Annotated in this window: 25 protein-coding genes; 12 read left to right on the forward strand and 13 right to left on the reverse strand. The window is 68.6% G+C overall.

All coding sequences use genetic code 11. From position 1 onward, the window contains the following. Window positions 1-11 precede the first annotated feature (11 nt). Window positions 12-1,262 (reverse strand): M24 family metallopeptidase, encoded by a 1,251-nt coding sequence (locus GKO32_RS02990; protein WP_154755204.1) that lies wholly within the window; start codon window positions 1,260-1,262, stop codon window positions 12-14. A gap of 226 nt (window positions 1,263-1,488) precedes the next feature. Here GKO32_RS02990 and GKO32_RS02995 point away from each other — a divergent pair, with 226 nt between their 5' ends. The 3 genes from GKO32_RS02995 to GKO32_RS03005 all read left to right on the forward strand — a co-directional run bounded on the left by GKO32_RS02995 (window position 1,489) and on the right by GKO32_RS03005 (window position 4,333). Beyond that, window positions 1,489-2,853 (forward strand): MFS transporter, encoded by a 1,365-nt coding sequence (locus GKO32_RS02995; RefSeq protein WP_312867455.1) that lies wholly within the window; start codon window positions 1,489-1,491, stop codon window positions 2,851-2,853. Between the two features lie 25 nt (window positions 2,854-2,878). After that, complete coding sequence (locus GKO32_RS03000) at window positions 2,879-3,337, forward strand: nitroreductase/quinone reductase family protein (RefSeq protein WP_154755206.1); 459 nt, start codon at window positions 2,879-2,881, stop codon at window positions 3,335-3,337. A gap of 69 nt (window positions 3,338-3,406) precedes the next feature. Continuing rightward, entirely contained in the window at window positions 3,407-4,333 is a 927-nt protein-coding gene (locus GKO32_RS03005) for a MarR family winged helix-turn-helix transcriptional regulator (protein ID WP_154755207.1), read from the forward strand. A gap of 2 nt (window positions 4,334-4,335) precedes the next feature. On the opposite strand, the gene GKO32_RS03010 is transcribed toward GKO32_RS03005, so the two are convergent. From GKO32_RS03010 to GKO32_RS03030, 5 genes are read right to left on the reverse strand one after another with little or no spacing between them, the layout of a single operon-like run. Next, window positions 4,336-5,676, reverse strand: a complete 1,341-nt coding sequence (locus tag GKO32_RS03010; protein WP_154755208.1) for a CapA family protein — start codon at window positions 5,674-5,676, stop codon at window positions 4,336-4,338. 13 nt (window positions 5,677-5,689) lie between these two features. After that, window positions 5,690-6,325: a nuclear transport factor 2 family protein gene (locus GKO32_RS03015; protein ID WP_166459345.1), complete on the reverse strand. Its 636-nt coding sequence runs from the start codon at window positions 6,323-6,325 to the stop codon at window positions 5,690-5,692. A 4-nt stretch (window positions 6,326-6,329) separates the two neighbouring features. After that, entirely contained in the window at window positions 6,330-7,235 is a 906-nt protein-coding gene (locus GKO32_RS03020) for a fumarylacetoacetate hydrolase family protein (RefSeq protein WP_154755210.1), read from the reverse strand. 16 nt (window positions 7,236-7,251) lie between these two features. Continuing rightward, on the reverse strand, window positions 7,252-8,481 hold the full coding sequence (locus GKO32_RS03025) for an FAD-dependent monooxygenase (protein WP_154755211.1): 1,230 nt from the start codon (window positions 8,479-8,481) through the stop codon (window positions 7,252-7,254). Further along, complete coding sequence (locus GKO32_RS03030; protein WP_154755212.1) at window positions 8,478-9,533, reverse strand: cupin domain-containing protein; 1,056 nt, start codon at window positions 9,531-9,533, stop codon at window positions 8,478-8,480. The genes GKO32_RS03025 and GKO32_RS03030 overlap by 4 nt, the downstream gene beginning before the upstream one ends. 166 nt (window positions 9,534-9,699) lie before the next feature. Between GKO32_RS03030 and GKO32_RS03035 the strand changes: the two genes are divergently transcribed. Then, window positions 9,700-10,422, forward strand: coding sequence for an alpha/beta hydrolase (locus GKO32_RS03035; protein WP_154755213.1), 723 nt, complete (start codon window positions 9,700-9,702; stop codon window positions 10,420-10,422). A gap of 22 nt (window positions 10,423-10,444) precedes the next feature. Here GKO32_RS03035 and GKO32_RS03040 read toward each other — a convergent pair whose 3' ends face one another. After that, complete coding sequence (locus GKO32_RS03040; RefSeq protein ID WP_154755214.1) at window positions 10,445-11,461, reverse strand: amidohydrolase family protein; 1,017 nt, start codon at window positions 11,459-11,461, stop codon at window positions 10,445-10,447. Further along, window positions 11,451-12,263 (reverse strand): alpha/beta fold hydrolase, encoded by an 813-nt coding sequence (locus tag GKO32_RS03045; RefSeq protein ID WP_154755215.1) that lies wholly within the window; start codon window positions 12,261-12,263, stop codon window positions 11,451-11,453. Before GKO32_RS03045 ends, GKO32_RS03040 begins: the two co-directional genes overlap by 11 nt. A 97-nt stretch (window positions 12,264-12,360) precedes the next feature. On the opposite strand from GKO32_RS03045, the gene GKO32_RS03050 reads away from it, so the two are divergent. Together GKO32_RS03050 and GKO32_RS03055 are read left to right on the forward strand one after the other, a co-directional pair. Then, a complete protein-coding gene (locus GKO32_RS03050) occupies window positions 12,361-13,659 on the forward strand; it encodes an acyl-CoA dehydrogenase family protein (RefSeq protein ID WP_246243097.1) in 1,299 nt (432 codons plus the stop codon). A gap of 18 nt (window positions 13,660-13,677) precedes the next feature. Next, window positions 13,678-14,820, forward strand: a complete 1,143-nt coding sequence (locus GKO32_RS03055; protein WP_154755216.1) for a flavin reductase — start codon at window positions 13,678-13,680, stop codon at window positions 14,818-14,820. Between the two features lie 7 nt (window positions 14,821-14,827). Here the strand turns inward: GKO32_RS03055 and GKO32_RS40035 are convergent, their stop codons facing one another. The 5 genes from GKO32_RS40035 to GKO32_RS03080 form a co-directional block, all read right to left on the reverse strand. Further along, window positions 14,828-15,355, reverse strand: coding sequence for a MarR family winged helix-turn-helix transcriptional regulator (locus GKO32_RS40035; protein ID WP_154755217.1), 528 nt, complete (start codon window positions 15,353-15,355; stop codon window positions 14,828-14,830). Window positions 15,356-15,489: 134 nt separating this feature from the next. Next, the gene (locus tag GKO32_RS03065; protein WP_154755218.1) at window positions 15,490-16,599 is read right to left on the reverse strand and encodes a flotillin family protein; all 1,110 of its coding nucleotides are present in this window, start codon (window positions 16,597-16,599) and stop codon (window positions 15,490-15,492) included. Between the two features lie 11 nt (window positions 16,600-16,610). Next, complete coding sequence (locus GKO32_RS03070) at window positions 16,611-16,838, reverse strand: NfeD family protein (RefSeq protein WP_166459346.1); 228 nt, start codon at window positions 16,836-16,838, stop codon at window positions 16,611-16,613. Between the two features lie 10 nt (window positions 16,839-16,848). Further along, a complete protein-coding gene (locus GKO32_RS03075; protein ID WP_154755219.1) occupies window positions 16,849-17,298 on the reverse strand; it encodes a copper-binding protein in 450 nt (149 codons plus the stop codon). Between the two features lie 51 nt (window positions 17,299-17,349). Continuing rightward, window positions 17,350-17,655 carry a hypothetical protein gene (locus GKO32_RS03080; RefSeq protein ID WP_154755220.1) on the reverse strand — a complete coding sequence of 102 codons (306 nt, stop codon included), beginning with the start codon at window positions 17,653-17,655 and terminating at the stop codon, window positions 17,350-17,352. Window positions 17,656-17,756: 101 nt separating this feature from the next. Here GKO32_RS03080 and GKO32_RS03085 point away from each other — a divergent pair, with 101 nt between their 5' ends. From GKO32_RS03085 to GKO32_RS03110, 6 genes are all read left to right on the forward strand, one after another. Next, window positions 17,757-18,221 carry a MarR family winged helix-turn-helix transcriptional regulator gene (locus GKO32_RS03085; protein WP_154755221.1) on the forward strand — a complete coding sequence of 155 codons (465 nt, stop codon included), beginning with the start codon at window positions 17,757-17,759 and terminating at the stop codon, window positions 18,219-18,221. Beyond that, a complete protein-coding gene (locus GKO32_RS03090; protein ID WP_312867456.1) occupies window positions 18,218-19,840 on the forward strand; it encodes a chloride channel protein in 1,623 nt (540 codons plus the stop codon). Before GKO32_RS03085 ends, GKO32_RS03090 begins: the two co-directional genes overlap by 4 nt. A 219-nt stretch (window positions 19,841-20,059) precedes the next feature. Then, window positions 20,060-20,974, forward strand: a complete 915-nt coding sequence (locus tag GKO32_RS03095; RefSeq protein WP_154755222.1) for an ABC transporter ATP-binding protein — start codon at window positions 20,060-20,062, stop codon at window positions 20,972-20,974. Then, complete coding sequence (locus GKO32_RS03100; RefSeq protein ID WP_154755223.1) at window positions 20,971-21,789, forward strand: ABC transporter permease subunit; 819 nt, start codon at window positions 20,971-20,973, stop codon at window positions 21,787-21,789. Before GKO32_RS03095 ends, GKO32_RS03100 begins: the two co-directional genes overlap by 4 nt. Window positions 21,790-21,808: 19 nt before the next feature. Continuing rightward, the gene (locus tag GKO32_RS03105; protein ID WP_154755224.1) at window positions 21,809-23,005 is read left to right on the forward strand and encodes a sensor histidine kinase; all 1,197 of its coding nucleotides are present in this window, start codon (window positions 21,809-21,811) and stop codon (window positions 23,003-23,005) included. Then, the gene (locus GKO32_RS03110) at window positions 23,002-23,673 is read left to right on the forward strand and encodes a response regulator (protein ID WP_312867457.1); all 672 of its coding nucleotides are present in this window, start codon (window positions 23,002-23,004) and stop codon (window positions 23,671-23,673) included. Before GKO32_RS03105 ends, GKO32_RS03110 begins: the two co-directional genes overlap by 4 nt. Window positions 23,674-23,705: the final 32 nt, after the last annotated feature.

Genomic DNA, 23,705 nt, shown 5'->3' on the forward strand with positions numbered 1-23,705 from the left:
GGTGCCTTCCTTCAGTTCCCGTCAATGACGATCAGTTCCCGCTTTCGCGTGCCGAGCCGGCGCGCGCCCGTGTCCGTGACGACGATCGTGTCGCCCCACGTGACGTCGTACTGCCGCGCGAATTCCACCGGCGCTTCCGGTACTTGCAGGAAAGGTTTCAGCACGAACGTCGTGTTGGCGACGATCGGTTCGCCGGGCACGTGGGACTTGTCCAGGCCCGGTACGAAAAGCGGGCCGTCGTTGCCCAGCCCGCGTCCGTGCAGCAACGGGAACATCGTCCCGTCGCCGCTCCCCGCGGCGGCTTCCACGGCGGCGAGGACGTCGCCCCACAGCACACCGGGTCGCAGCACGGCCAGCGCCGCGTCGAAGGCGGCCGCGTTGCGGTCGAAGATCTCCCGGGCCCTGGCGCACGGCGGGCCGATCACCATGGGTTGCGCGACCTGCGCCTGGTAGCCGCGAATCTCGGGCATCAGTTCGGTGGAGACGTACGTGCCGCGTTCCAGCAGTCCCGGCGGTGTCGTGACATACCGGTGCCGTGCCTCGCCCCAGGATCCCGGTGCCCACGCCACTTGCAGTGCGTCCGCGCCGGCCCGCACCTGTGCCAGCAGCATCTGGCCGAAGACCTCTGCCTGCGGCACGCCGACGCCCGCTGTCGCCGACATCGCCGCCACCGACGCTTCGCCCAGCCGGACACTGGCGGCCAGCCGGGCGACCTCCTCGTCGCCCTTGACGTACCGGGCGCGACCGAGCAGGCCGGTGCCGTTCACGATGTGCTCGGGGCCGACGGCTTCGGCGATGGTGCGGACGGTGGTGTAGACGGCGTAACCGTCGGGTTGCCGCACGGACGACAGCCCGTCGCCGCCAAGGCCGGCGATCGCCGTGCGCCGGCCGACCAGGCCGCGGTTGCGCAGCACATCTGCTGTCGTCCTGCCGTACTCGACAGCGCTGGAGCCGCGCTCGGTCGCGCTCATGCTGTCTTCGATCCAGAGCCGTTGCCGGGCGGCGAAATTGCTCGACTCACCGCCGAGGATGAGGATCGGGTCGCCGTCACGCGGGAAGATCGTCACCCCGGCCGTGTCCGCGATGTAGAGCGAGTCGGACGTGATCGACTCCGGCAGGACGATGAGCAGTTCCACGCCGTCGGCGTCCATCAGCTCCCGCAGTCGCGCCCACCGTCGATCGCGTTCTTCCCGTGAGAACATCGGCTCGTTGATCGGCGCCGGAATCCCGAGGATGCCCTGCACTCCGCGTATTCCTTGCATACGGTTTGGTCTCCTTGACGAACGCGACGCTTCGCTGATGCTGAACTAGTTTGTATACGGATGTGATTGACCATAGCTTTCGCTGGAAAGCCGGTCAACTCACTATTGCTTGCCATGTTCAGGTCGGGTAGCGTGACACGGCAACTAGTCCGTATACCAACGAGTTAGTCCGGAAAGGCTCGTCATGGGCACTGCAGCGCCAACGGCTGTCGCGCAGAAACGCAACGTGCGAACAGCGGCCGCCTCGGGATTCTTCGGTACCACTCTCGAGTACTACGACTTTCTGATCTACGGGACCGCCGCCGCACTGTTCTTCGGCAAGATCTTCTTCCCCGATCCTGCGCTGGGCACGTTGCTGGCGCTGGGTACCTTCGGCGTCGCCTACGTCGCCCGCCCGTTCGGGGCCGTGGTGTGGGGCCACCTCGGGGACAAGTTCGGCCGCAAGAAGATCCTGCTCGCGATCCTGCTCACCATGGGCGTCGCCACGTTCCTGGTGGGCTGCATTCCGAGCTATACGGCCATCGGCGCGGCCTCCCCGGTGATCCTGGTGGTGCTCCGCATCATCCAGGGGCTGTCCGCGGGCGGTGAGCAGACCGGGTCGGCGCTGATCGCCTTCGAGCACGCGCCGGATCGCAAGCGTGCCTTTTACACCAGCTGGACGCAAAGTGGATCGCAGTTCGGGAATTTCGTGGCCAGTGTGGTGTTCCTGCCGCTGACCGCGCTGCTGCCGAAGGACGCGATGCTCGCCTGGGGATGGCGGATTCCGTTCTGGCTGAGCGCATTGATCATCGCGATGACGTTCGTGCTGCGGCGCAAGCTCGTCGAGCCGGAGTCCGGCAAGCAGCCGCAGGCGGCGGCGAGGGCCACGGTCCCGCTCGTCGAGGTGTTCCGCGACCATTGGCGCGCGGTGCTTCGCGTGGTGGTGGGCGGGTTGTGCATCTCGCCGGCCGGTCTGGTCTACGTCTTCGGCTTGTCCTATGGCACCAACGTGATCGGGCTGAGCAGGTCGCCGATGCTGATCCTGGTCGCGGGCTCCGCGCTCGGCATGGGCATCACGATCCCGTTCTTCGCGATCCTGTCCGACCGGATCGGCCGCAAACCCGTGTTCGTCATCGGGCTGGCCGGCTGCATGGCACTGATCCCGGTATGGCTGGGTGCGGTCCACGCGGGCAACTGGACGGTGATCTTCCTGGCCGGGTTCGCCCTCATGGACATTTTCCTGGCGATGCCGACAGCCATTCTTCTCGCCGCTTTCCTGGAACTGTTCCCCTCGCATATCCGGTTCTCCGGGATGGCGATCGGTTTCATGCTGGGCATCGTGCTCACCGGTCTGCTCCCCGCCATCGCCCAGTCCTTCGTCCAAGACGACCCCGGCAACTGGGGACAGGTCGCCTGGTTGTTCGCAGGCCTGCTTTTCGCCGCCGGGGTGGCGGTGCTGGCCGGCCCGGAAACCTACCGCGTACCGACCCGCGAACTGGGAGGTGGCTTGGCCGAGCCCTTCCCGACCGCACCTCAGGGGAACGTGACGCAAGCCGGCCACAAGTACGTGACCAAGCCGGACCGTACTTCCACAACGGGACCAACCCCATAAATCCGGGGAGGCGGAGGAGCGTTTCATGACCAAGCAGCTTCGGGATGTGAAGGACCACAAGGACCTGGTGCACGTGCCCAATCTGAACGAGCAGGTCATCGACGACTTCCGGGCGAACCAGGGGCGGGTCGGCGGGCCGTATGAGGGTGCCCGGATCATGCTCGTGCACCATGTGGGCGCGAAGACCGGCGCCCGGCGCGTGACTCCGATGTCGTACTTCCCCCAGGAGGACGGGAGCATGGTCGTGGTCGCCTCCAACCGGGGGGCGAGCACGAATCCCGCCTGGTACGTCAACCTGATGGCCCGCCCGCGGACCGATGTCGAGGTCGGTGCCGAGACGTTTTCCGTTGTGGTCGAGGAGATCACCGGGACAGAGCGGGATGCGGTGTGGGCGGACGTCGTGGCGGTCATCCCCGCCGTGCTCGACTATCAGAAGAAGACGAACCGGACGATCCCACTGCTGCGGCTCACCAGGGTGGACTGACGTCGTCGCCACTCGTGGGTATACGGAGCATATGCTCGGGGTGCACGCACGTGGAGAGGAGCGCTGCCAGTGACGGCCCGAGGTGTTGACCGGCCACCGGATGACGTGATCAAGCCGCTGGCGTCGACTCCCGGCTATCTCATCCGGCGTGCCCAGACCGTGCACAACGCGTTATGGGGCGAGCTGGTGCCGGGGGAGCTGACCGGGCCTCAGTATGCGGTGCTGTCGGTGCTTGCGGCGTTCCCCCACGCCGATCAGCAGCAGGTCGCCACGTTGGCGTCACTGGACAAGTCATCGGCGGCGGATGTGGTGGCCCGGTTGGTCCGCAAGGCCTGGATCGACCGGGACCGCAACCCCGAGGACGGCCGCCGCTATCTGCTGTCGCTGACCTCGGCGGCGGCCATCGCACTGTCGTCGATCACCCCCAAGGTCATTGCCGTGCAGGAGGCCCTGCTCGCCCCGATATCGGCGGCACGGCGCGCTACTTTCGCGAACCGGCTGGCCACCGTCGCCCGATTCTCGGACAGTGAGCTGTGGTTGGGACAGCAGAGCGCTTACCCGGCTCTCGAGCTGACGGCGCCCGGTCACCTGATTCGCCGCGCCCAGCAGGTGCACACCGCCTACTGGGCCGAGGTCATGGACGGGCAGCTGACCGGCCCGCAGTACGCGGTCCTGCACGCGATCAACCGGTGGCCGGGGATCAACCAGCGCAGGCTGGGGGAGCTGGCGGCGCTGGACAAGTCCACGACGACGGACATCGTGAACAGGCTCGCCGGAAAAGGGTGGATCCACCGCGAGCAGGATCCGGACGACGGGCGCGGCCGGATCCTCAACCTGACCCGTGACGCGATGACCTGGCTCGTCGACATCCACCCGAAGGTCGGCCTGGTCCAGCAGCGCCTGCTCGAAGCACTGCGCCCCGACGACCGCGCGAGCTTCGTCCGTGACCTCGCGCGGATGGCGTTCCAGGGCAAACCCCCGGACGCCGCGACCTAAACTCAGGGAAGCCGGATCACGCCGGTCTCGCCTTCGATCGTGATCTTCGTGCCGAACGGTTCGGACAGCCGCTGCAGCCGGTGCAGGATCTTGAGCGCGTCCTCGGGCGACGGCGTTTCCGGGAAACCGCGGTCGGCCAGCCTGCGTTGCTGCCCGAGATCCACCGGATGGAGCCGGAGCTCCGTCAGGTTGTTGTCCCGGAAGCGGGATTCGGCGATCACACTCTGATAGACCGTGCTGTCACCCGCGTAGTACGACCACCACTGCTCCCAGTATTCGGCGGCTGTCTGCCGCTTGGCGTCGAAGCCCTCGGGAGCCGCGTCAGGCAACAGGTCCACCTGTTCGAAACCGCCGAACAGGTCGCCGAGCGAATAGAAAATCGGGCGGCCGCGGTAGATTTCGATGCCCAGCAACACATGCGGACCGTGGCCGACGACGGCATCCGCACCGTTGTCGATGGCTGCCCTCGCCATGGTGCGCAGGAACTCGGGCGGTTCCTGACTCGGCCAGGCACTCCCGTCGCCGCTGAGTACCGGATCCGCGGAGCTGGGTTCCTCGTGGTTGTGCACCGAAACCACGACGAAGTTCGCCCGCTGCTTGGCTTCGCGGATGCTGCGCAGGATATCGATCTCGTCGTCGGGGTTGATCCGGAAGACGGTGCCGGGTTCGTCGCCGACGCGGAACCAGTTCCCCCGGAACCGTAACTCGTCGCCGTCCGGCGCCGCACCGAACCGGTATCCGCCCGCACTGTGCTGCGCTTCGATCTCCCGCAGTACCTGGAACTGCTCGCGGCTGACGATGTCGATCGGGGTGGTGTGCAGCGCGCTCACCCCGGGCACGGGCGGGGCGATCCCGAACGGATCCATCGCGGCGTCGCTCTCGCGGAACGTCGCGGTGAACGCGACCAGCGCGACCCGTCCCTTCGGCGTCGCGAAGAAGGCCGGTGCCCGCGCGGCCGAGCGCGTCTCACCGAAGCCCGCGGATCGGATGCCCGCCGCGTCGAGCAGGCGAATCGTTTCGCGCGCCCCTTTCGGCCCCCAGTCGCCCGTGTGGTTGTTCGCGAAGCCGACCATGTCGAAACCCCAGTCCTTCAGGAACCGGGGGAGTTCGACCGGGACGGACACCAGTGGCCAGCCGGCGCCGCCGCCGACCGGTTCATGCCCGGGTGCGCGCAGATCGATGGCCGGACCCTCGAAATTGGCCATCGTCACGTCGGCGGACCGGAGCACACGCACGAGATCCCGGTTGCGGCCATGGACCGACACCGCGCCCGGCGCGAGGAGGTCGCCCGCGGCCGCCAAGGTGAAATCGTCATCGACGTTGGTCGCGATGGACGGTGTCATGGTGAGACCTCTTTCAGGAGAAGAACCAGTGCCGCTGCTCGGAGAACAGCGCCTCGATCAGGTCAGGCCGGTCGGCGCCGGGCAGGTCCGGTGCGACGGGATGACCCATGTCGCGCAGCAGCACCGCCAGGTGCCGGTAGCTGGGGCGCTGGTCGTGCACCGACCCGGGAAGGGCCAGTGGTGCGCCGGGCTCGACGGCCGAGATGTTGTCCCGGAAATAGATCATGTCCATCCCCGCGATCAGCCAGCGATCAGCGAGCCGTTCGGCGCGCCAGCACAGCCGCCCACGGCTGACGACGTCCACGGGCACGTCCTCCAGCGTTCCCCGGATGTGGACCGCGCAACCCGTGTCGGCCAGCGCGCGATTCTCACGCACCACAACGGAAATCGCGCCGATCTCGTGGAACGACGGGCTTCCGCCACGGGCGCTGCGGGCGCGGGCACTTTCGACGAAATCGGCGCCACTGCCTTGGAACCACGACACGGAGACCCGCGCATCGGGCGCGAACGCCGAGGCCATCAGCTCCCACTGCCCGAGGTCCTTGGCGGTCCGTTCGGCAAGCAGAACCGTGCGTACCGCGCCAGCCTCCGCCTCCAGACCCGTCTGGTCCGGGAGCCGTGGGTCGAGCAAGACCGCTGTCGTGCACATGGTTTCAGCCGCGCTCGGCGACCGGGGTGAGCTCGGCCGGGGGCTTCGGCCCGTGGCCGGCACCGAGCGTCGGGCAGGCCACCGCGCCCGCATTCGACACCGTGACGGCGAGCCGGTCCAGCCCGGTCACCTCGACCTCGATCCGGTCCCCGTCGTAAACCTCCCCGACGCCTTCGGGGGTTCCGGTGGTGACGATGTCGCCGGGATTCAGCGTCATCACCGACGACACATAGGCGATGAGTTTGGGAAGGCTCCAGATCAGATCCTTGAGGTCCGCGCGCTGGCGTAGCGCGCCGTTGACCCACAGGTGCAGTTCCAGCTCGTCGATCGGCGGCACATCGGCCGGGCTGACCAGCGTGGGCCCGGTCGGCGTGAAGGTATCGAAGGACTTGCGGACGGAACGATCCTCACCGCCGCGCATCGTCATGTCGAGCAGGCAGGTATAGCCGAATACGTGGTCGAGCGCGTCCACTTCGGACACATGGCGTGCGGTTTTCCCGATCACCGCGGCGAATTCGCCTTCCTGATCGAACCGGCGATCGTGGTAGGGCAGGGTGACCACCGCGCCAGGGCCGGCCACCGAGGACGGTGCCTTGAGGAACACGCCGAGCGAGTCGATATGGCTGGCCTGCTGCATTTCGCTCTGGTGGTTGCGGTAGTTGACCGGCGCCGCGACGACCTTCGTCGGATCAGGTACCGGTGCGGTGACGGTGATGCCGCCCGAGTCGAGGACCGGAGCGCGGCCCAGGATCTCCCCGATGTCCAGCCCGGCCGCGATGAGCCGTCGCATCGGCGACCCCTCGCCGGGTGGCAGCAGGTCGGTGACGTCATGGACTTTTCCGGGTGCGTCCGGGTCGAGGACACCGGCCCGGATCGCGCCGGTGGTGTCACGGAAGCTCAGATAACGCATGCGATCTCCTGAGAGTTCAAACGGTGGCAGCGGTGGCGGTGAGTCCCGGCGCCGCGGTTCCGGGTTCCGCCGGGGCGTAGAGCCAGTCGACGTCGCCGTAGTCGTCCGCCGCCCGGACGGCGAACAGCCGGTTGCGCACCGCGAGCAGTAACGGGTCGGCGGTGTGCCACAGCTCTCCCCATGGGCGCGCGCTGGTCTGGCACCGGGCGGTACGGGGGAGCCGGGCGGCCTCGAATTCCCGGTACGCGCCATCGATGTCGGTGTCGTTGCGTTCGAGCCGGTACCCGATCTCCACGGCGTCCTCGAGCGCCTGACAGGCGCCCTGCCCCAGATACTGCAACATCGGGTGCGCCGCGTCCCCGGTCAGCACCAGCCGCCCGGTGATCCACGTGCCGGCCGGGCTCCGGTCGTACATCGCCCAGAACCGATCCCGTCTGATCCGCGCGACCGCGTCCCGCACGGGCCGGCACGAGCCGGCGAACGCGGCGTCGAGCTCGTCGGGACCGCCCCACTCGCCCTGCCCGGTCTGTCCTAAGTGGAATTTTTCGCTGCGGAAGACCGCGACCTGGTTGTACAGTTCGCCGCGGCGCACCGGGTACTGGATGAGATGCACGCCAGGACCGACCCACAACACGACGTCGTCCGGCGCGATGGCATGCGAGACCTCTTCGATGGGCATCGTCCCGCGGTATGCGGCGTATCCGCTGCACCTCGCCGCGTCCTCGATGACGTGGCGCCGCAGGGTGGAATGCAGCCCGTCGGCCGCGATCAGGGCAGGCGTCTCATAGCGCGATCCGTCCGCGCAGACGACGGTGGCGCCGTCCGGCCGCACCTGAGCGTCGACGACGGTTCGCCTGTTTTCCAGCGTGATGAGGTCATGAGCGCGGCAGTGCGCGAGCAGGACGTCGAGCAGGTCACTCCGGTGCAGGACGAGGTAGGGATAACCGTAGCGGCGACGGAATTTCTCACCCAGTTCCAGTGTGGTGAGCGGCGTTCCGGCCTGCGCGTCCATCATCACCGCCCTTGCCGGCTGCACCGCCAGCGGCAGGATGTCGTCCAGGACTCCCAGCGCGTCCAGCGCCCGGCTCGCGTTGGGGCCGAACTGAAGTCCCGCGCCGATCTCGGCGAATTCCCCGGCCCGTTCGAGGAGATGCACGCTACGCCCGGCCCGCGCGATCGACAGCGCCGTGGCCAGCCCGCCGATTCCGCCGCCGACGATCAGGGTCGAGACTTTCGTCGTGCTCATGCGTCCGCTCCCAGGAGTTCCCGGTACAGTCCGAGAGCTTCCAGAACGGGTGCGTCGCTCGTGCTGAACAGGTCGATTTCGCGGTCCGCCTCGATCGACCACGGGGTCCAGGACGGGATCGCGACGATGTCGCCCGGTTCCACGTCGTAGGTCTGGTCGCCGACCCGCAGCCGGCCGTTCCCGTGCAGCACCGTGGCGACGCGGCCGCCCGTCTGCCGGGCCGTTCCGGTCCGGGCGCCGGTCCGCACGCGCTCGATCTCACACCGCATTGTCGGCATGACATCGCCACCACGGACGGGATCGGTGTAGCGGATGCGCGCGTGAGCGGTGCCGGTCGCCTGAAGCTGCGCGGTGAGCGCCCGATCGGTGTCCGCCCAGCGGTAGGCCAGCAGGGGAGAGCGATGCGGCGGCAGGGGCGGGCCCCCGACGGGAGCGAGGCCGGGGCCCGCGCCGTACCAGCGTTCCGACGCCGAGCGATCGGCCACCGAGGTGTCGGCCGCTTCCGATGGTCCTTCTTCGAAGAACACGGCATCGAGGGCGGCGACGACCGGCAGGTCCAGTACATCCATCCAGATCATCGGCTGATCGGTCGGGTTGTGGTGCTCGTGGAAGGTCCAGCTCGGGGTGAGGATGAGGTCGCCGGTTCCCATGTGCAGGGGGTCGCCGTCGACGAGGGTGAACACCCCGCTCCCTTCGATGATGAAGCGCAGCGCGGCCGGGGTGTGGCGGTGGGCCGGTGCGACCTCGTGGCCGTTCAAAAACTGGACGGCGGCCCAGAGCGTGGAGACCGCATAAGGGGCTCCGCCGAGTCCCGGGTTGCAGCAGGCCAGCACACGCCGGTCCCCGCCGCGATCCACCGGGACGAGATCACCGGCGCGGGCACCCAGCTCGCGAAGTTCCTTACCCGGCCAGCGATGGGGGACACCCCGGACCGCCGGTTCGGGAGTCAGCAGGCCCTTCAGCTCCCAGAGCGGTTGCAGGCCTCCCTCGGAGAGCTGCTGGTACAGGACATCGAGTTCCGGGTCCTTCGCCTCGAAGCGCGTCGTCGCCATCTCCACTCCGATCGGGCGGCTTAATAGTAAGTATACGGACTATCTGTGTCGGCACGTTACCGCACGCGCGCGCTACGAGCAACCGATGGTTGACGAGGTGCTTGCCGGACATTATCGTCCATCAAATCCGTATACGAACTAGTTTACCCTCAAGGGCGAGGTACCCATGTCGACGTATCTGTTGGTACACGGTGCCTGGCACACCGGACAGTGCTGGGAACGGGTGGTCCCGTTCCTGGCCTCGGCCGGACATCGGGTGGCAACCCCGACGCTGACCGGCTACGGCGACAAGGCGCACCTGCTCAGTCCCGAGGTGGGGATCGGCACGCACGTCGATGACGTCGTCCGGCTGATCGCCGAGGAGGACCTCACCGAGGTGATCCTCGTCGGGCACAGTTATGCCGGGCTGGTCATTTCCTCGGTCGCCAACCGGATTCCGGACCGGATCGCGCATCTGGTCTACCTCGACGCCATGGTCCCGGAAGACGGGGAAAGCGCGGCCGACATCCTGCCCGTCACGCAGGTGCTCATCGACCAGGCGCTGAACTCCGAGAGCGGCTGGCGGATTCCGCCGCTTCCCGAGATGCCGCCGCCGTTCGGGCTGTTCGGGGTGACCGACCCGGCCGACGTCGCGTGGCTGCGCGCGACGCTGTCGGATCAGCCGGTGCGCTGTGTCCAGGATCGGGTCCGGCTGGACAACCCGGCGATGAACAAGATCCCGCGCACGCACATCCACTGCACCCTCGTGCCGGACGGCTTCGACCGGCGGCCCGTCCCCGCGACGCAACCCAACGGTTCGCCGGCACAGGTGCAGGAACTGCCGACCGGGCACGACTGCATGGTCACCATGCCACGCGAACTCGCCGGACTGCTGCTCAAGCTCGGCTGAGCAGCAAGTCCGGCGGCCCACGTCAGAGCCCGAGCAGCCGCTCGGCGCTGAGGTGAGCGAGTTTTTCCTTGTCCTGCAGGCCAAGCGGCGCGGTGTCCACAAAGGACTGTGCGCCGCCGTCACCGCCGAACTGCCCCTTCATTCCGCGGTACGGGTCGTCGTCGCCGAACATCACGCGGTCCGGCCCGAGGACGTCCACCGCCATCGTGAGCATCCGGTGGCTCAGCACACCCCCGGCGGTGACGTTGAGATTGCCCGTGAGGTAGTCGATCACCCGCCGCTCCAGGTGCACGTTCTCCACACTGAGCAGATCGGCCCGGTCGGCGAACGGAACGAGCATCTCTCCCCACCGGCCGAGGATGAGCTGGAGGTCCGGATGCCGGTCGAAGGTGCCGGCCAGGATCAGCCGCAGGGTGGCCAGACCGGCGTCGGCATGCCAGCCCCAGCCGCCGGTGGCCAGGTTGAGGTTCGTCCAGTCGTCGAAGCCGCCGTAGATCGCCTCGCGCACCACGCGGAGCGGCTGGCCGGGGTGGATGTACAACGGGACGCCGAGCGCGGCGGCCGCCTCGAACACCGGACGGAACGAGTCGTGATCGAGATATCGCTCGCCGGTCAACGGCACCAGCTGCGCGCCGAGGAGCCCGAGTTCGGTGACGCCGCGTTCCAGTTCCCGGGCGGCGGCTTCGGGATCCGGGGTGGGCAGCGTGGCCAGCGCGGCGAACCGATCCGGATGCGCGCGGACGGCGTCGGCCAGGAAGTCGTTCGCGTCGCGGGCCAACGGCACCGCTTCGGCGGCGGCGAGTGGCTGCGTCCCCGGCGTCGTGATCGAGAGGACCTGCATGCCGACCCCCGCGGCGTCCATGCGCGCGAGCCGTTCCTCGCCGACCTCACGCAGGCGGTGATCGGTCTGTTCGCGGCTGCTGAGCATGTTCACGGTGTCGTCACCGCCGAACCGCAAAAGGGCATCCCGCAGATCCGCCGTCCACACGTGTTCCTCGACGCCGATCACCCGCCGGGCGCCGGTCACCTCATCGCTCATGATCGTCCTTTTCGGTTGCGAGACATTCCCGGACTGCTTGCGCCAGAGCCGCGGGTGCGGACAAATAGGCGAAGTGACCTTGTCCGGGCAGGATGGCCTTCCGGAGTCCCGGCAGGACACCGCGGAGGGCGCCCTCGCGATCGGCCGGCAGCACCGGACTTTGGTCGCCCACCAGTAACCAAGTCGGTCCCGCGATGTCGTCGAGGTCTCCCGGCCGCCAGGTGAGGGAATCGAGCAGTCTCAATTCATCGGGGAAGGCGTCGACGGTCTGCTGCATCCGTTCCCACAATGGCGAGTGGGCGAAAGCGGCGATCGCGCTCGGGGGAAGTTCGATGACCTTTTCGAGGATGGCGCGCACGGCGGCTTCCTTTTCGCCACCGGCGAGGAGCCGCCTGATCTCGGGGATGTGTCCCGCGCTGACCGGAGCATCGATCGAGTGCCGTGGTTCGTAGACGATGACCGGGCCGCCGAACCGTTCACGGGCCGCGCAGCTCAAGGCGCATCCTCCACCGAAGCTGTGACCGAGGAGGGCCGAACCCGGTCCGGCGATGCTCAGTATCGCGGCAAGGTCGTCCACTTCGGCGTCAACGGCGAAATCGGGGGAGACGTAAGGACTGGATCCCCGGCCCCGGCGGTCGTAGAGGTAGACACTGTGCGTTGCGGCCATCTCCGTGGCGAACGGCAGCCAGTCCTGCGCGGCGGCGAAAGACCCGTGGCACACCACGAGTGCGGGCCCGCTGCCCAGTCGGCGATAGGCGATAAGGGTGCCGTCGGGTGCACGCACTGTGCCAGTGCCATTCATCGTCGAACTCCTTTGTTTTCCGCTGCCGGGCTTGGACACTCAGCATATAGTCAGGTAGCCTGACTATCAAATCGAGGCCACCCCAGGGAGTACGGAAATGAGCATTGCCGTCAGTGATGTGTACCAATCGATGACCGTCGGTGCGGGTACCCAACCGCCCGCGGAGTTCGACCCGTTCACCTTCGGCGTCCCGGCTTATCCGGCCACGCGGGAAGGGGAGGAGAAGCGAAACCAGTTGGTGGCAACGGCCGCGTCCTTCAAGGAACTCCTCGCGCAGAACGCGGCGGAGGCGGACCGGACGCGCCGCGTGCCCCAGCACGTCATCGACGCGCTGGCTGACGCGGGCCTGTTCAAGATCACCGTTCCCCGGCGCTATGGCGGGCACCAGGCCGATGTCCGGACCATCATCGACGTCGCCTCGACCCTGGCGGAAAGCTGTGGGTCGACGGCCTGGGTGGTCACGCTCATCAACACGGTGGCGATCGCGGTGGGCATGCTGGGAGAACAAGGCCAGAACGAGGTTTTCGGCGCCGATCCCGAAGCGCGCGTCGCCGGGGTGTTCTCGCCGCGCGGAGAGTCGCGGCGCACCGAAGGCGGATTCCGTGTCAGCGGGCAATGGTTCTACGGATCGGGTTCGCTGCACGCGGATTGGGTGATGGTGGGGTTCCCCCTCGTCGACGAGAAGGGCGACACTGTCGACTTCGGACTGGGCCTGATCCCTCACGCGGACTACGAGGTGAAGGACACCTGGTTCGTCGTGGGGATGCGGGGATCGGGCAGCAACGCGATCGTCGTCGATGACGTGTTCATCCCCGACCACCGGATACTTCCGGTCAGTGGAGCCATCAACGGGCGGTTCCCGACCGAGTTCAAGGACGAGACGCTGTACCGGTCCGCCTTCCACCCGGCCTTCACCTTGGTGCTCACCGGAGCCCAGCTCGGCATGGGTCGTGCGGCGCTGAAGCACGTCGTCGAACTCGCCGACAAGCGCACGATCGCCAACACCATCTATACGCGGCAACGGGAATCGGTCGGGTTCCAGCTACAGATCGCCGACGCCGCGGCGCTGATCGACACGGCGCATCTGCACGTGTACCGGGCCGCCACCGACATCGACGAGGCGGCGAGGCTGGGCGAGTACCCGAGCTATCCGATGCGGGCACGTATCCGTTCGGACGCCGCGAGGGCGGCGACGTGCATCAAGGACGCGCTCGATCTGCTCATCACCGCGCACGGCGCGGGGAGCTTCGCGGAGTCGAGCCCGATCCAGCGGATGTGGCGGGACTCGAACATCGCGCTCCGGCACGGCACCCTGGTTCCCCCGGCGACACGGGAGATCTACGGCAAGGCGCTGCTGGGATTCCCCGTCGAAGAGAACATCACCAAACTCCTCTGAATCCCTTGTGAGGCAAGCATGTCCGAGCTCGCTCCCGCCGTGATCGACAGCGGCCGTTTTCGCCGCGTGCTGGGTCAGTATCCGACCGGGGTCTGCGTCGTCACGACCATGGGGCCCGATGGGCACCCGGTCGGGATGACGGTCGGTTCGTTCACCTCGGTCTCGCTCGATCCGCCGCTCGTGGCCTTCCTGCCGACGAAGGATTCCCGGGTGTTCGCGGCGATCACCAAGGCCGGACGGTTCGCGGTCAACGTGCTGGCCGGCGACCAGGTCGCCGTGTGCCGCCAGTTCGCCTCCCGCGAGCGTGACAAGTTCCGGTCGGTGCGCTGGCGCGCGTCCGCGCTGGGCTCGCCCGTGCTGGCGGATGTGGTGGCCTGGATCGACTGCCGGCTCGACACGGTGTTCGAGGTTGGTGACCACGTGATGGTGGTGGGAGCGGTGGAAGGTCTCGACGTGGAGCGGGCGGCCGCGCCGCTGATGTTCTTCCAGGGCGGCTACGGCAGGTTTTCGGCGTTGTCGATCGTCACCGAGGACGACCTGGGCGCCCATCTGCGGCTGGCCGAACTGGCGCGGCCGAAGCTCGAATGGCTGTCCGGTCACTTCGGCGTCCAGGCCGCCGCCAGTGCACTGGTCGGCGAGCAGGTCATCCAGCTCGCGTGGGTCGGTGCCGGTGACGCCGATCTGGTCGGTGTGCGGCTTCCGTTCGTGGCGCCGTTCGGCCTGGCGTTCGCTGCCTGGGAGCCGGAACCGGTGCGGGACAAGTGGTTCGGCCCGCACGGTGCGACCGTGCGACAGGTACTGCTCGACGAGTTGGAGCGGGCCCGAAATCAGGGCTGGACCGCGATTCCCGATCACGGGAAGCTGCGGGACATCGAGTCGAGCATCGCCCGGATCGCCACCGCCGGCCGGCTCCCTGAGGCGATCCGGGAGCTCGACGACCAGATCACCGGGTTCGCTCAGGAATATGCCGTGCTTTCCGGTGATCGTCCACGCGGGCTGTCGGTGCCGGTCTTCGACCACACCGGCCGGGTCGCGCTCGCCCTGACCGCGCAACGTCTTCCGGCCATGGATCGCGAGCTGCTCGACCGGTGCCGGGCGGCGCTGGTCGCCGCCGGCCGGGAGCTGACCGATGCGATCCACGGGGCGCCCCCGGCCGGCTGATCGGCGCCTACGGTGCAGCCGTGCTGGGGGTGTCTCCGCCGGCGCTGCGGACGATCGTGCGCAGGATCCGCGTCAGGCCGTCGAGATCGTCGGCACCGACGATTTCGACGAGGTCCCGTTCGGTCTGCTGCAGGATGTCCGGGAACCGGGTCATGAAGGCCTTGCCGCGCTTGGTGAAGCGCAGGATCTTCGCCCGCCTGTCCCGTGGGTCGGGGACTCGTGCGAGGTAGCCCATCTCCTCCAGTTCCAGGACCAGGGCGCCGGCAGTCTGTTTGGTGATGTGCGTCAGCTCGGCGATCTCCGTCATGCGTGCGACGCCGACATTGATGCTGCGCATGACGGGGAGGTGCGTCATGCGGATGTCGTCGAAGCCGTGCTCGGCCGCCCGGCTCAGCAGATGGCGCTCGGAGACGCGGAAGCTCAACAGGAGCAGCCTGATGACGTTGTCATCGAGGTCGTACGGCACCGGCTCGCCGGCCGATCGAGCGCCGGTCCGCCCGCGTTCGTCGGCAGGGCTTTCGGTCGACTTCGTCACGGCGCTCCTGGGTCGGCATGCTTGCCGGGCTTCAGCCCGGGGTTTTTCGCACCGTCATCGTAGGCACCGGGCGTTCGCGGCGAACTACCATGTGAGTCCCGCGACCGTACTCGATGCCGTCGCCGGCCTGTCCATCAGGATTCGAGCTTCTCGGTGCTCGCCGGCGGGCTGTTGAGCCCTTTCTTCACCGAATCCAGAATCGTCAGGCCCTGGCTGACGAGCCCAGAGGCGAGCTCGCCGAGGCCGTCGGCGCCGTTGAGGATGTTGACGTTCGCGCCGGACAGTCCGGCGGCGGCCTCCCTGACAATCTGGGGCAGCTGGTCGATGAGCATCCGGTCGAGTGCGACCCGGTTGTACGACGCAGCCGCTTCGGCCTGGATACGCATCTTCTCCGCCTCGGCCTTCGCGAGAATGCGCACCCGATCGGCCTCGGCGTCGGCGGGTTTGACGACCTCGGCGACGAGTTGCTGCTGGCGCAGTGCGGCCTCGCGCTGGGCCAGTTCGGTCTGCATGGCGATCACCTCGCGCTGAGCCTGCGCCTGCGCCAGCGGTCCGGCCTGCGCCGCCTCGGCCTGCGCCCGGTCCACTTCGGCCTTGTACTGCGCCTGCACGACCGCGGTCTGCCTGGCGTATTCGGCCTGGCGGCGCTGCGACTCCTGCTCGGCCTGGGCCGCGGCCTGGTTCGCCTGCGCCTGCGCGATCTGGGCCTGCCGCTGGATCGCGGCGTTGTGCGGCGCGGCCATCGCCGCGATGTAACCGAGCTTCATGTCGTCGATGGACTGGATCTGCAGCGAGTCCACGGTCAGCCCGATCTTGGCCATCTCGCTCTTCGAGCCGTCGAGCACCTCGGTGGCCAGTTTCTGGCGTTCCGTCACGATTTCCTCGACGGTCATCGATCCGACGATCGAGCGCAGATGCCCGGCGAAGATGCGGCCGGTCAGGACGGACATCTGGTCCTGATCGGACAGGAACCGCTGCGCGGCGTTGACGATGCTCTCCTCGTCGTTGCCGACCTTGAACGCGATGACTGCACGGACGTTGAGCGCGATGCCCTGCCGCGTGACGCACGCTTCGGCGACTTCGGCCTCGCACATCGCGAGTGTGAGGAACCGGACCTTCCGGAACAGCGGAAGCACGAAAGTCCCGTGGCCGGTCACGACGCGGAACGGGCTGTCCCCGTTGCTGTCGCGGCTGCCGGAGATCAGCATCGCCTGGTCGGGCGCGGGAACGTGATAGCCGAACATCGTTGGTCTCCTCATCTCGGGTCGGGAAGGTCCGACCAGGGCACCACATCGACGGCTCGCGCCCCGCGCGATCCGACGATCAGTACGGAAGTGCCGGGTCGTAGCGGTTGTTCGGACCAAGCCAGGAAGATCTCCGTGCCACCGCGGACCTTCACCCGCACCTCGCCAGGACCGTCCTGGCCGCGAGTGGGGTGGATGAGCTCGCCGACCCGTCCCACCAGCGAAGAGTCCCCCGGCATGGTGGCGAACCTAGTATCCGCCGCCTGGCGCGGACGGCGCTGTCGGCTGCCCGCCCGTGGTCATGACGGTCAGGTCCATTCCGAGGTCCTTGTGCCCGTCGACGGGACACCACATCTCGTAGCTGCCCGGGCCCAGGGTCACCGTCACGGCGGACGACTGGCCGGGTGCGATCGTGCCGGGCGTGCGCTGGTCGGCGACGCCAGGCCCGTTGATCTCCAGTGCGTGCGGCGTCGAGCCCGCGTTGACCGCGGTGAACGTATAAGTGCCGGGTGCGAACGTGGCCTGTGACAAGGTGATGCGGTAGTCCGTCAGCGTCGCCTTGACCGCGGTTCCCGCGGCGGGTGGCGGCGTGGCCGGACTCGACGGGGCACTGGACCCGCAGCCAGTGGCGACGACAGCGACGGCGCCGAGCGCGAGGACGGAAGCCGCAAAGCTGTGCGGGTGAAGTCGGATGCTCATAGTCAGCCTCCTTGGACTCGGGCATGACCAGCTACGACCGAACGTACTCGCCTACTCGCGAATGAGTTTGAGTGCCAAGCCGGGGCTGACGAATGACGCGAGAAAGAGCGGCAAAAACCTCTTGCCGGTACATCGGAAGGCGACGCGTTCGCCCTCGGCGGCGTCGAAGGTCTCGATCCGGCTGGAGTTCCGGCCGTTGCGGACTTGGAGGGTGTGACGTCCCGGTTCGACGGGCCGCTCGAATGTCTTGTTCATGTCGACCGACCCGACACGGTCCCCGTCGAGCACGATTTCGTACGGTCCGCGGCGGACCTCCACCCCGATTGCCTTGTGTGTCAGCGTCAGTGTTGCGGCCATCGTCGATCTCCTCTTGTCTCTGTGGACTCTCCTCGTCGAGCGCCGGTGATCTCAACCACTGACTCTTGACCAATATTGTTGCTCACGGCAAGCATTGCCTAATGCAAAAGGTTGACTCGGATGTGGCCGCGCTGGAGGCGCTGACCCGGGTGCTCGTCGGGGTCGCCTGGAGCAGCGCGCATGCCGCGCCGGCCGGCGTGACCTTCCCGCAGATCCGGCTGCTGCTGGTACTGGATGCACTGGGCCAGGTGTCCTCCTCGAAACTGGCCGCCGCGCTGGGCGTGAACGCCTCCTCGGTGACCCGGCTGGCCGACAAGCTCGCAGCACGCGGCTATCTGGTGCGCGGCGCGGACCCGCACAACCGCAGCGTGGTCACGGTCGAGGTCACCGGATCCGGCCGCCGGGTGGTCGCGCAGGTCCTCGACCGCCGCCACGCCGAGCTGGGCGCGCTCCTGGACCGGCTGTCCACGACTCAGCGTCGCCGTGCCGCCGGGGCCGCCCGGGAGCTGGTCACCGCCGCGGCGGGGGCGGCCATGGTGGGCGCGGCCGGGCCGGGTCCGCTGTGAGCGGGGCGTTGACCGACGGCAGGCCGGCGCATCTCGGGGATTTTCAGCTGCGACCCCGGTTCTTGCTGATCACGGCGATCGCACTGCCGATCGGGGCGGTCGCCGCGCTGACCGCGTCCGCACTGTTGAAACTCATTGGGCTGATCACGAATCTCGTTTTCTACCAACGGTTCGGCACCGATCTGGTCGCACTGGGCGCGGGGCATCATCCGTGGTGGCTGGTGCTGACCGCGCCGGTCTGCGGGGGCCTGGTGATCGGGGTCATGGCCCGTTTCGGGTCGGAGAAGATCCGCGGTCACGGCATGCCCGAGGCGATCGAGGCCATCCTCACCGGGGGCAGCCGGGTCGCACCGCGGGTCGCGGTACTCAAACCGGCTTCCGCGGCGATCAGTATCGGCACCGGCGGCCCGTTCGGCGCGGAGGGGCCCATCATCATGACGGGCGGCGCGGTCGGGTCGATTGTGGCTCAGCTGCTCAAGCTCTCCGCGGATGAGCGCAAGACGCTGCTCGTCGCCGGGTCGGCCGGGGGGATGGCCGCGACCTTCAACGCGCCGCTCGCCTCGATTCTGCTGGCGGTCGAACTGCTGCTGTTCGAGTGGCGGCCACGCAGTTTCGTGCCCGTGGCGGCATCGGTCGCGGTGGCCACGGTGTGCCGGGGATTCCTGCTCGGCACCGGGCCGGTCTTCGGCGTACCCGCCCCGGGCACGCCAGGGCCGGCCGCCGACGGCCTGGCCCTCATTCCGGGCGTGACCGGCGGACTGCTGGCCATCGCGGCGACCGTCCTGGTCTACCTGGCCGAGGACGGGTTCGCCAAGCTTCCGGTGCACTGGATGTGGTGGCCGGCGATCGGCGGACTGCTGATCGGGCTCGGTGGGCTCGTCGAGCCGCGGGCGCTGGGAGTCGGATACGACGTGATCGACCAGCTGCTCACGGGGCAGGCCACCACGAGCCTGATCGTCGGGATCCTCGCGGTCAAGACCGTGATCTGGTCGCTGTCGCTGGGCTCGGGGACCTCAGGCGGGGTGCTGGCGCCGGTCTTCATGATCGGCGCGGCGCTGGGTGCCGCAGAGGGCGATCTGCTGCCGCATATCGCGCCGGGGTTCTGGGCGACGTGCGGGCTGGCCGCGGTGGTCGGCGGGGTGATGCGCTCCCCGCTCACCGGCATCGTGTTCACCCTCGAACTCACCCACGCCTGGGGCGATCTGCTGCCGCTGGTGGTTGCTTCGGTGTCCGCATACGGGCTGTCGGCGCTGCTGCTCAAGCGCTCGGTACTCACCGAGAAGATCGCCCGGCGCCGCCTGCACCTCACCCGGGAATACACCACCGACCCGCTGGAAACGTTCTTCGCGCACGAAGTGATGACGCACGGCGCGCCCGCGGAGCAGGGCGAGGTTGTCGTATACGCCGACGACACGCTGCGCGAAGTGGCCAACAGACTGGCCGAGGGGCATGCCGTCCGCGCCGCGGTGGTGGCCAGAGCCGAACCGGACCGCGTACTCGGGGTCATCAGCGTCGCGCAACTCCTGCACGCCCGGCGGCGCGACCTGCACGAGGAACATCATCGGGAACGCGTGCTGGTACTCAACGCGCGGAAACCAGCCGCGACGGCGGAAGTTTGACCGGGTGCTCGGTCACGCCCACCCCGACACCGCAGCGAGTCGTACCGCCGTTGCCGAGTGTGGCGGTCATCCCGGCTGAACCCCCGCGATGTGCGACTTTCGGCGTAGCGTGTCGGCCGCAGGGTGGATGCCGCCGCGGCGAGGATCAGCCGCAGGACCGTCGTGCGTGGCCGGTCGCCGGGCCTAGGTTCGCCTGACACAGGCGAAAAGGGGTTCGGCATGATCGAAGCGCAGGCGCTGACCAAGAGATACGGCGAGAAACTGGCCGTCGATGACCTCACCTTCACGGTGAAACCCGGTGCGGTGACCGGGTTTCTGGGGCCGAACGGAGCCGGTAAGTCGACCACGATCCGGATGATCATGGGGTTGGACGCGCCGACATCGGGCGAAGTGACGGTGAACGGCCGCCGCTACGCCGAGCACGCCGCGCCGCTGCGGGAGGTCGGCGCGTTACTGGAGGCGCGCGCCGTGCATACCGGGCGTTCCGCGTACAACCATCTGCTGGCGCTGGCCGTCAGCAACGGTATCCCGCGGCGGCGGGTGGACGAGGTGATCGGCCTGGTCGGACTGGATACCGCCGCGCGGAAGCGGGCGGGCGGCTTCTCACTGGGCATGGGGCAACGGCTCGGGATCGCGGCGGCCCTGCTGGGCGACCCGGCCACGCTCGTGCTGGACGAACCGGTCAACGGCCTTGACCCGCAAGGCATCCTGTGGATCCGCAACCTCCTGCGCGGGCTGGCCGAGGAGGGGCGCACCGTGTTCGTCTCCTCGCACCTGATGAGCGAGATGGCGCTCACCGCGGAACATCTGATCGTCGTCGGCCGTGGGCGGCTCATCGCGGACACCTCGGTGAGCGAGTTCATCGAATCGGCGTCCCGCAACACCGTGCGGGTGCGCAGCCCGCGCGCCGCCCAGCTGCGGTCCTTGCTGACCGGGCCCGACGTGGTGGTCACGAGCACGGAGGACGATCTCCTGGACGTGTCCGGGATCAGCGCGACCGAAATCGGCCTGGTGGCCTGCCGGGAGCAGATTCCGCTGGAGGAACTGACCCCGGTACGAGCCTCACTGGAGGAGGCGTTCATGGAACTCACCGGGGACGCCGTCGAATACGGCACCGAGAGGCAGGCGTCATGACCACCGCCGCCGCACCCGTCCCCGCCATGCCGGGGGTGCGGGTCACCCAGGCCCGCGTGCTCGCGTCGGAGTGGGTGAAGTTCCGGTCGCTGCGCTCGTCGTATGTGGCACTGGCCGCCACCGTGGTGGCGCTGATCGGGTTCGGGATCTTGATCTCCGCCGTGACCGCCAACCGCTGGTCCCAGATGCGCGTGGCCGAGCAGGCCCGCTTCGACCCGACCGTCACCAGCCTGCGCGGTTTGTATCTGGCCCAGCTGATCGTCGGGGTCCTCGGCGTGCTGGTGGTCAGCGGCGAATACAGCACCGGGATGATCCGGGCGAGCCTGTCCGCGGCGCCCCGCCGCCTGCCGGTGTTGTGGGCGAAACTGGCCGTATTCGCCGTGGTGAGCTTCGTGGTGACCACGATCGGATCGTTCGCCGCGTTCTTCGCCGGCCAGGCGATGCTGTCCTCCCAGCACATCCAGACCACGCTCGGCGCGCCGGGCGTGCTGCGTGCGGTGCTGGGCACCGCGCTGTATCTGACCGTGATCGGCATGCTGGGGGTGGCGCTCGGCTGGATCCTCCGGCACACCGCCGGCGCCATCGCGACCCTGTTCGGCCTGGTGCTGATCCTGCCCGCGCTGGTATCGGCGCTGCCCGACAGCTGGTCCAGCCACATCGACCCCTACCTGCCGAGTACCGCGGGCCAGGCGCTGACGGCGGTCCGTGGTGATCCGGCGGACCTGGCTCCGTGGACGGGGTTCGCGGTGTTCTGCATCTACCTCGTGGTCGCCGTCGTCGCCGCGGCCGTGTTGCTGCGGCGCCGGGACGCCTGAGAAGCGGGATGATGGCCGCATGACGGAGAGCACGACGGTCACGCGCCGGCCGGGCCTGGCCCGGCTGCGCGCGTGGCCACACCGGCATCCGGTCGCCGCCGACGCGGTGCTCACGGCCGTGGCAGCGCTGTTCGTGCTGACCCGGGGCGATCGGTTCGAGCATCTCCCGGGCGAGCGCCCGTGGTGGGTGCTGCTCGCCGTACTGCTGGTGGTGCCGCTGGTGTGGCGGCGGCGCGCTCCGCTGCTCGTGTTCGGGTGGATGGCCGCGGTCGCCGCCGTGCAATGGTTCTTCGCCAGGGCGCTGGTCGCCGACGCGGCCCTGCTCATCGCCCTCTACAGCGTGGCCGTCCATTGTGGACGCAAGGTGGCCCTGTGGGCGCTCGGGGTGATCGAGTTCGGCATCGCCATCGCGATACTGAAATGGGCTCCACCGGCCGGCATGCTCGACGCGTTCGTGTTCTTGTCGGGACTGGCCACGGCGGCGTTCGTGCTCGGCCGCAACGTGCGCACCCGCCGCGCCTATCTGGCCTCCCTGGAAGACCGGGCGCGCCGTGCCGAGCACGAACGCGACCAGCAGGCTCAGCTCGCCGCTGCGGCCGAGCGCGCCCGGATCGCCCGGGAGATGCACGACATCGTGGCCCACAACCTGTCGGTGATGATCGCGCTCGCCGACGGCGCTGCCTTCGCCGCCCGTGGTAATCCCGACGAGGCCGAGACCGCCGCGCGCCAGGTTTCCGATACCGGACGCCAGGCGCTGGGGGAGATGCACCGGCTGCTCGGCGTCTTGCGCGGCGGGCAGGAGACCCCACGTGCGCCACAGCCGGGGATCGAGCAACTCGACGAGCTGGTCGCGCAGGTACGCGCCGCCGGCTTGCCCGTATCGCTGACCGTGGCCGGCCCGGCGTTCCCGCTCTCGCCGACCGCACAGCTGGCGGTGTACCGGCTGGTGCAGGAAGCACTGACCAACGTGCTCAAGCACGCGGACTCTCCGGAGCAGGCCTGGGTCCGGCTGCGATATCGGGACCCGGTGGTCGAGGTCGAGGTCGGCGACGACGGGCACGGCCGCCCGATGGCCTCGGCCGTCGACGGGCATGGCCTCAGCGGGATGGCCGAACGTGCCGCGATGTTCGACGGGCAGATCGAGGCCGGTCCGCGCCCCGGCGGCGGCTGGCGGGTGCACGCCGAACTCGTCTCCAGGCGGGTGGCTCCGGCGTGACCACGAGCGTGCTCATCGTCGACGACGAACCGTTGCTGCGCCTGGGATTCCGGTTGGTACTGGAGTCCCAGCCGGACCTCACCGTGGTCGGCGAGGCCGCCGACGGCGCCGGCGCGGTCGCACGGACCGCGGCTCTGGACCCCGATGTCGTGCTGATGGACGTCCGGATGCCCGGTGTCGACGGGATCGACGCCACGCAGGCCATCGTGCGTGACCACCCGCGCTCCAAGGTGCTCATCCTGACCACGTTCGACCTCGACGAATACGCCTTCGCCGGGCTCAAGGCCGGGGCCAGCGGGTTCCTGCTCAAAAACGTGCCACCCGAGGACCTGCTCTCCGCGATCCGCGCGGTCGCCGCCGGGGACGCCGTCGTCGCGCCCAGCGTGACCCGCCGGCTGCTCGACGCGATGGCCGGCCAGCTGCCCGACCCGGGTGGACGCGCGGACCCCGTCCAGGACGCGCACCTGTCCCGGTTGACCGAACGGGAGATCGAGGTGCTGACCCAGGTGGCCGCGGGCCTGTCCAATGCCGAGATCGCGGCCGTGCTGGGTGTCTCGGAGGCCACCGTAAAGACTCACGTCGGACGGTTGCTCGGCAAACTCGACCTGCGGGACCGGGTGCAGGCGGTCGTCTTCGCCTACCGGATCGGGCTCGTCAAGCCAGGCTGACCAAGTCTCACCCGCGAACCGGCGACCGCGCG

Source organism: Amycolatopsis pithecellobii (genome assembly GCF_009707865.1).
Classification (GTDB): Bacteria; Actinomycetota; Actinomycetes; order Mycobacteriales; family Pseudonocardiaceae; genus Amycolatopsis_E; species Amycolatopsis_E pithecellobii.

Excerpts from the sequence above, each read along its gene's own strand:
- GKO32_RS03035 (WP_154755213.1), top strand. The coding sequence starts at position 9,700 with ATGTCGACGTATCTGTTGGTACACGGTGCCTGGCACACCGGACAGTGC.
- GKO32_RS03045 (WP_154755215.1), bottom strand. The coding sequence starts at position 12,263 with ATGAATGGCACTGGCACAGTGCGTGCACCCGACGGCACCCTTATCGCC.
- GKO32_RS03000 (WP_154755206.1), top strand. The coding sequence starts at position 2,879 with ATGACCAAGCAGCTTCGGGATGTGAAGGACCACAAGGACCTGGTGCAC.
- GKO32_RS03030 (WP_154755212.1), bottom strand. The coding sequence starts at position 9,533 with ATGGCGACGACGCGCTTCGAGGCGAAGGACCCGGAACTCGATGTCCTG.
- GKO32_RS03040 (WP_154755214.1), bottom strand. The coding sequence starts at position 11,461 with ATGAGCGATGAGGTGACCGGCGCCCGGCGGGTGATCGGCGTCGAGGAA.
- GKO32_RS03105 (WP_154755224.1), top strand. The coding sequence starts at position 21,809 with ATGACGGAGAGCACGACGGTCACGCGCCGGCCGGGCCTGGCCCGGCTG.
- GKO32_RS03010 (WP_154755208.1), bottom strand. The coding sequence starts at position 5,676 with ATGACACCGTCCATCGCGACCAACGTCGATGACGATTTCACCTTGGCG.
- GKO32_RS03075 (WP_154755219.1), bottom strand. The coding sequence starts at position 17,298 with ATGAGCATCCGACTTCACCCGCACAGCTTTGCGGCTTCCGTCCTCGCG.
- GKO32_RS02990 (WP_154755204.1), bottom strand. The coding sequence starts at position 1,262 with ATGCAAGGAATACGCGGAGTGCAGGGCATCCTCGGGATTCCGGCGCCG.
- GKO32_RS03100 (WP_154755223.1), top strand. The coding sequence starts at position 20,971 with ATGACCACCGCCGCCGCACCCGTCCCCGCCATGCCGGGGGTGCGGGTC.
- GKO32_RS03080 (WP_154755220.1), bottom strand. The coding sequence starts at position 17,655 with ATGGCCGCAACACTGACGCTGACACACAAGGCAATCGGGGTGGAGGTC.
- GKO32_RS03015 (WP_166459345.1), bottom strand. The coding sequence starts at position 6,325 with ATGTGCACGACAGCGGTCTTGCTCGACCCACGGCTCCCGGACCAGACG.
- GKO32_RS03065 (WP_154755218.1), bottom strand. The coding sequence starts at position 16,599 with ATGTTCGGCTATCACGTTCCCGCGCCCGACCAGGCGATGCTGATCTCC.
- GKO32_RS03070 (WP_166459346.1), bottom strand. The coding sequence starts at position 16,838 with ATGCCGGGGGACTCTTCGCTGGTGGGACGGGTCGGCGAGCTCATCCAC.
- GKO32_RS03020 (WP_154755210.1), bottom strand. The coding sequence starts at position 7,235 with ATGCGTTATCTGAGCTTCCGTGACACCACCGGCGCGATCCGGGCCGGT.
- GKO32_RS03050 (WP_246243097.1), top strand. The coding sequence starts at position 12,361 with ATGAGCATTGCCGTCAGTGATGTGTACCAATCGATGACCGTCGGTGCG.
- GKO32_RS03025 (WP_154755211.1), bottom strand. The coding sequence starts at position 8,481 with ATGAGCACGACGAAAGTCTCGACCCTGATCGTCGGCGGCGGAATCGGC.
- GKO32_RS03095 (WP_154755222.1), top strand. The coding sequence starts at position 20,060 with ATGATCGAAGCGCAGGCGCTGACCAAGAGATACGGCGAGAAACTGGCC.
- GKO32_RS03085 (WP_154755221.1), top strand. The coding sequence starts at position 17,757 with ATGCAAAAGGTTGACTCGGATGTGGCCGCGCTGGAGGCGCTGACCCGG.
- GKO32_RS03055 (WP_154755216.1), top strand. The coding sequence starts at position 13,678 with ATGTCCGAGCTCGCTCCCGCCGTGATCGACAGCGGCCGTTTTCGCCGC.